Annotated in this window: 4 protein-coding genes; 3 read left to right on the top strand and 1 reads right to left on the bottom strand. The window is 71.3% G+C overall.

The window, feature by feature from the left end; all coding sequences use genetic code 11:
• Positions 1-20: 20 nt before the first annotated feature.
• On the bottom strand, positions 21-992 hold the full coding sequence (locus EF903_RS30255; protein ID WP_260616128.1) for a DMT family transporter: 972 nt from the start codon (positions 990-992) through the stop codon (positions 21-23).
• Between the two features lie 138 nt (positions 993-1,130).
• Here EF903_RS30255 and EF903_RS30250 point away from each other — a divergent pair, with 138 nt between their 5' ends.
• The 3 genes from EF903_RS30250 to EF903_RS30240 all read left to right on the top strand — a co-directional run.
• On the top strand, positions 1,131-1,589 hold the full coding sequence (locus EF903_RS30250) for an Lrp/AsnC family transcriptional regulator (RefSeq protein WP_125548182.1): 459 nt from the start codon (positions 1,131-1,133) through the stop codon (positions 1,587-1,589).
• Positions 1,590-1,752: 163 nt separating this feature from the next.
• Positions 1,753-3,207 carry a glyceraldehyde-3-phosphate dehydrogenase gene (locus tag EF903_RS30245; RefSeq protein WP_125548181.1) on the top strand — a complete coding sequence of 485 codons (1,455 nt, stop codon included), beginning with the start codon at positions 1,753-1,755 and terminating at the stop codon, positions 3,205-3,207.
• 82 nt (positions 3,208-3,289) lie between these two features.
• Positions 3,290-3,569: pyridoxamine 5'-phosphate oxidase family protein (locus EF903_RS30240; protein WP_185902903.1), on the top strand; the 280-nt coding region annotated here is incomplete at its 3' end.

Raw genomic sequence — 3,569 nt, 5'->3', positions numbered from 1 at the left:
GCACCGCGGGCCGGGGCCCGTCAGGGCCGGGAGGGCGGAGCCGCCGGCGCGGAGGCGGCCCGGCCCGCGGTGCGGTTGGCGAGGAAGACGCCCGCCGCGATGAGGGGCACGCCGACCAGCACCGCGGCCGTCGGCGACTCGCCCAGCAGCGGCACGGCGAGCAGGACCACGAGGACCGGGCTCAGGCTGCCGACGGCCGAGCTGCGCTCGGCGCCCAGCCGGCGGATCGCGAAGGCGTACAGCAGCCCCGCGCACAGCCCGACCCCGAGGCCCTGCACGACGGTGAACACGGCGATGTCGGACGCGGTCGCCGAGGCGAGGCCGCTCGGCAGCGCGCCCGTCAGGACGAGAGCGGCCAGCACGGCGAACGACGGCAGGCACAGCAGGCCGATCGAGCCGACCGGGTCGAGCCCGACCTCCTTCAGCCCGACGGTGTACAGCGCCCACAGGCCGCTGGCGGCGAGCAGGATCCCCGATCCCGCGAGGACCGAGGCGTTCAGGGGGAAGACGTGCCGCCACACCAGCGCGACCACGCCGGCCGCGATCAGCAGGAGGCCGGCCGCCTGGGTGCCGCGCGGGAGGCCCCGCCCGGAGGCGGCCACGAGGGCCGCGACGAACAGCGGCACCATGCCCGGCACGATGGAGCCGACGAACGCGGCCGACGTGAGGGAGCCCCCGTACATCGCCGCCAGGAAGAACGGCACCCCGGCCCCGCAGGCGACCTTGAGGGCGACGGCGGGCCGGACGGCGGCCAGGGCGCGGCGGCGCCGCCACAGGGCGGGTGCCAGAACGGCGAGCGGGACGCCGAAGCGCAGCAGGCCGGCGTCGGCGGGCAGCAGGGTGGAGGAGCCCAGCGCGCGGGCGCTCAGCGCGAACGCCGCCCAGATGAGCACGGTCAGCGCCAGCGCCGCCATGCCCTGCGCCTGCGGGCTGAGCCCGCGCACCCCCGCCGTGCGGGCCTGCGGGGGTGCCGCGGCGGGTGCGGTGTTCACGGCGACCACAGTCGTTCCTCCAGCCTGAAGAAGGCCGGATCCGGCCACAGGGCAACGCTAGACCTTTCGCCAGGGCAGCCGATTGCCACTTCTGCCCTCCAGGCGTACGTTGAGGGCAGAATCTGCCAAGGAGGGGCCATGGACTCTGTGGATCTGCAAATCATCAGGGAGTTGCAGGCCGACGGCCGGCTCTCGAACCAGGAGCTCGCCGACCGGGTCCGCCTCTCGCCCTCGCCCTGCCTGCGCCGGGTCCGCCGACTGGAGGAGGCGGGGTTGATCCGGGGTTACACGGCGATGGTCGACCAGGTGGCGTTCGGGTTGCCGATCACCGTCTTCGTCCGGATACGGCTGGAGCGCCACACCGGCGAGGCGGTGCGGATCTTCGAGGAGCACGTCGCCGTGATCGAGCACATCCAGGACTGCTACCTGATGGCCGGGAGCAGCGACTACCTCCTGCGCGTCGTCATCGAGAGCCTGGAGGCGTACGAGGCGCTGGTCCGCCACCGCATCCACGCGATTCCCGGTATCGCCTCCATCGAGTCGAGCTTCGCCTTCGGCAGCGTGAAGCAGTCGAGGATCTACCCGGCCCCGAAGTGACGCGGCCCCTCACCGGCCGGCTGCCGATTCGGGCATATGGCGTCGGAAGCCGCATCCCGCAGGCTTACCGGCCCCGGCGGCGAATCCGACACGGGTGCCCCTTGAAGGATCAAAGTACGAGGGGGTTAGCATATGAGCGCCGCCTAGCTCGAAAGATAAACCTGTGACTGTCAACGAGGACTCGTTCACCAACTGGAAGAACCGCGAGGAGATCGCGGAGTCGATGATCCCGATCATCGGGAAGCTGCACCGCGAGCGGGACGTCACCGTCCTGCTGCACAGCCGCTCCCTGGTGAACAAGTCGGTGGTCAGCATTCTGAAGACCCACCGGTTCGCCCGGCAGATCGACGGCGAGGAGCTGTCGGTCACCGAGACGATGCCGTTCCTCCAGGCCCTCTCCGCGCTCGATCTCGGCCCGTCCCAGATCGACATCGGCATGCTGGCCGCGACGTACAAGACCGACGACCGCGGCCTGTCCGTGGCCGACTTCACCGCCGAGGCCGTCGCCGGCGCCACCGGTGCGAACAAGATCGAGCGCTCCACCGGCCGGGACGTCGTCCTCTACGGCTTCGGCCGCATCGGCCGCCTCGTCGCCCGCCTCCTCATCGAGAAGGCCGGTTCGGGCAACGGCCTGCGCCTGCGCGCCATCGTCGTGCGCGGCGGAGGCGAGCGGGCCGCCGAGGACATGGTCAAGCGTGCCTCGCTGCTGCGCCGCGACTCCATCCACGGCCAGTTCCAGGGCACCATCACCGTGGACGAGGCGAACAGCACGATCATCGCCAACGGCAACGCGATCCGGGTGATCTACGCCAACGACCCCTCCGAGGTCGACTACACGGCGTACGGCATCAAGGACGCCATCCTCATCGACAACACCGGCAAGTGGCGCGACCGCGAGGGCCTCTCCAAGCACCTGCGCCCCGGCATCGACAAGGTCGTCCTGACCGCCCCGGGCAAGGGCGACGTCCCGAACATCGTCCACGGCGTCAACCAGGACATGATCAAGCCGGACGAGCGCATCCTCTCCTGCGCCTCCTGCACCACCAACGCGATCGTCCCGCCGCTGAAGGCCATGGACGACGAGTACGGGGTGCTGCGCGGCCACGTGGAGACCGTCCACTCGTTCACGAACGACCAGAACCTGCTGGACAACTACCACAAGGCCGACCGCCGCGGCCGCTCCGCGCCGCTCAACATGGTCATCACCGAGACCGGTGCCGCCTCGGCCGTCGCGAAGGCGCTGCCCGACCTCAAGGCCCCGATCACCGGCAGCTCGATCCGCGTCCCCGTCCCGGACGTCTCGATCGCCATCCTGAGCCTGCGCCTGGGCCGCGAGACCACCCGCGAGGAGGTCCTGGACCACCTGCGCAACGTCTCGCTGCACTCGCCGCTGAAGCGCCAGATCGACTTCACGACCGCGCCCGACGCCGTCTCGATGGACTTCGTCGGCTCGCGCCACGCGTCGATCATCGACGCCGGCGCCACCAAGGTCGACGGCGACAACGCGATCCTGTACCTGTGGTACGACAACGAGTTCGGCTACTCGTGCCAGGTCATCCGCGTCGTGCAGCACGTCTCCGGCGTCGAGTACCCGACCTTCCCGGCGCCGCAGGCCTGACGGCAGCGCCACCCCTGCAGTACGGGCGCCCGCCCCGGGACCACACCCCGGGGCGGGCGCCCGTTTCCTATAGTGGCGCCGTGTGAGCACCCAACCCCGGCCCCACGGCCGCATATTCGACGACCTCCACGCCGGCTCCGTGCGGGACACCGCCGCCCTGCGCGCCCTCTACGAGCAGCCCAGTGAGCTGGTCCGGCGCAAGGAGGTGGACCGCCTCCACGACGTGGCCCGCGACTTCATCGCCCGCGCCTCCCTCGTCTTCGTCGCCACCGCCGGCGCCGACGGCCGCTGCGACGTCTCCCCGCGCGGCGGTCCCGCCGGATTCGCCACCGTCCTGGACGAGTTCACCCTCGCCCTGCCCG

This window comes from Streptomyces sp. WAC05292, from assembly GCF_003949955.1.
Lineage (GTDB): Bacteria > Actinomycetota > Actinomycetes > Streptomycetales > Streptomycetaceae > Streptomyces > Streptomyces globosus.
The sequence above is the reverse complement of the archived record's forward strand: the minus strand, read 5'-3'. Positions and strand labels throughout refer to the sequence as shown.

Coding starts and splice junctions, on each gene's coding strand:
- EF903_RS30250 (WP_125548182.1), top strand. CDS start 1,131: ATGGACTCTGTGGATCTGCAAATCATCAGGGAGTTGCAGGCCGACGGC.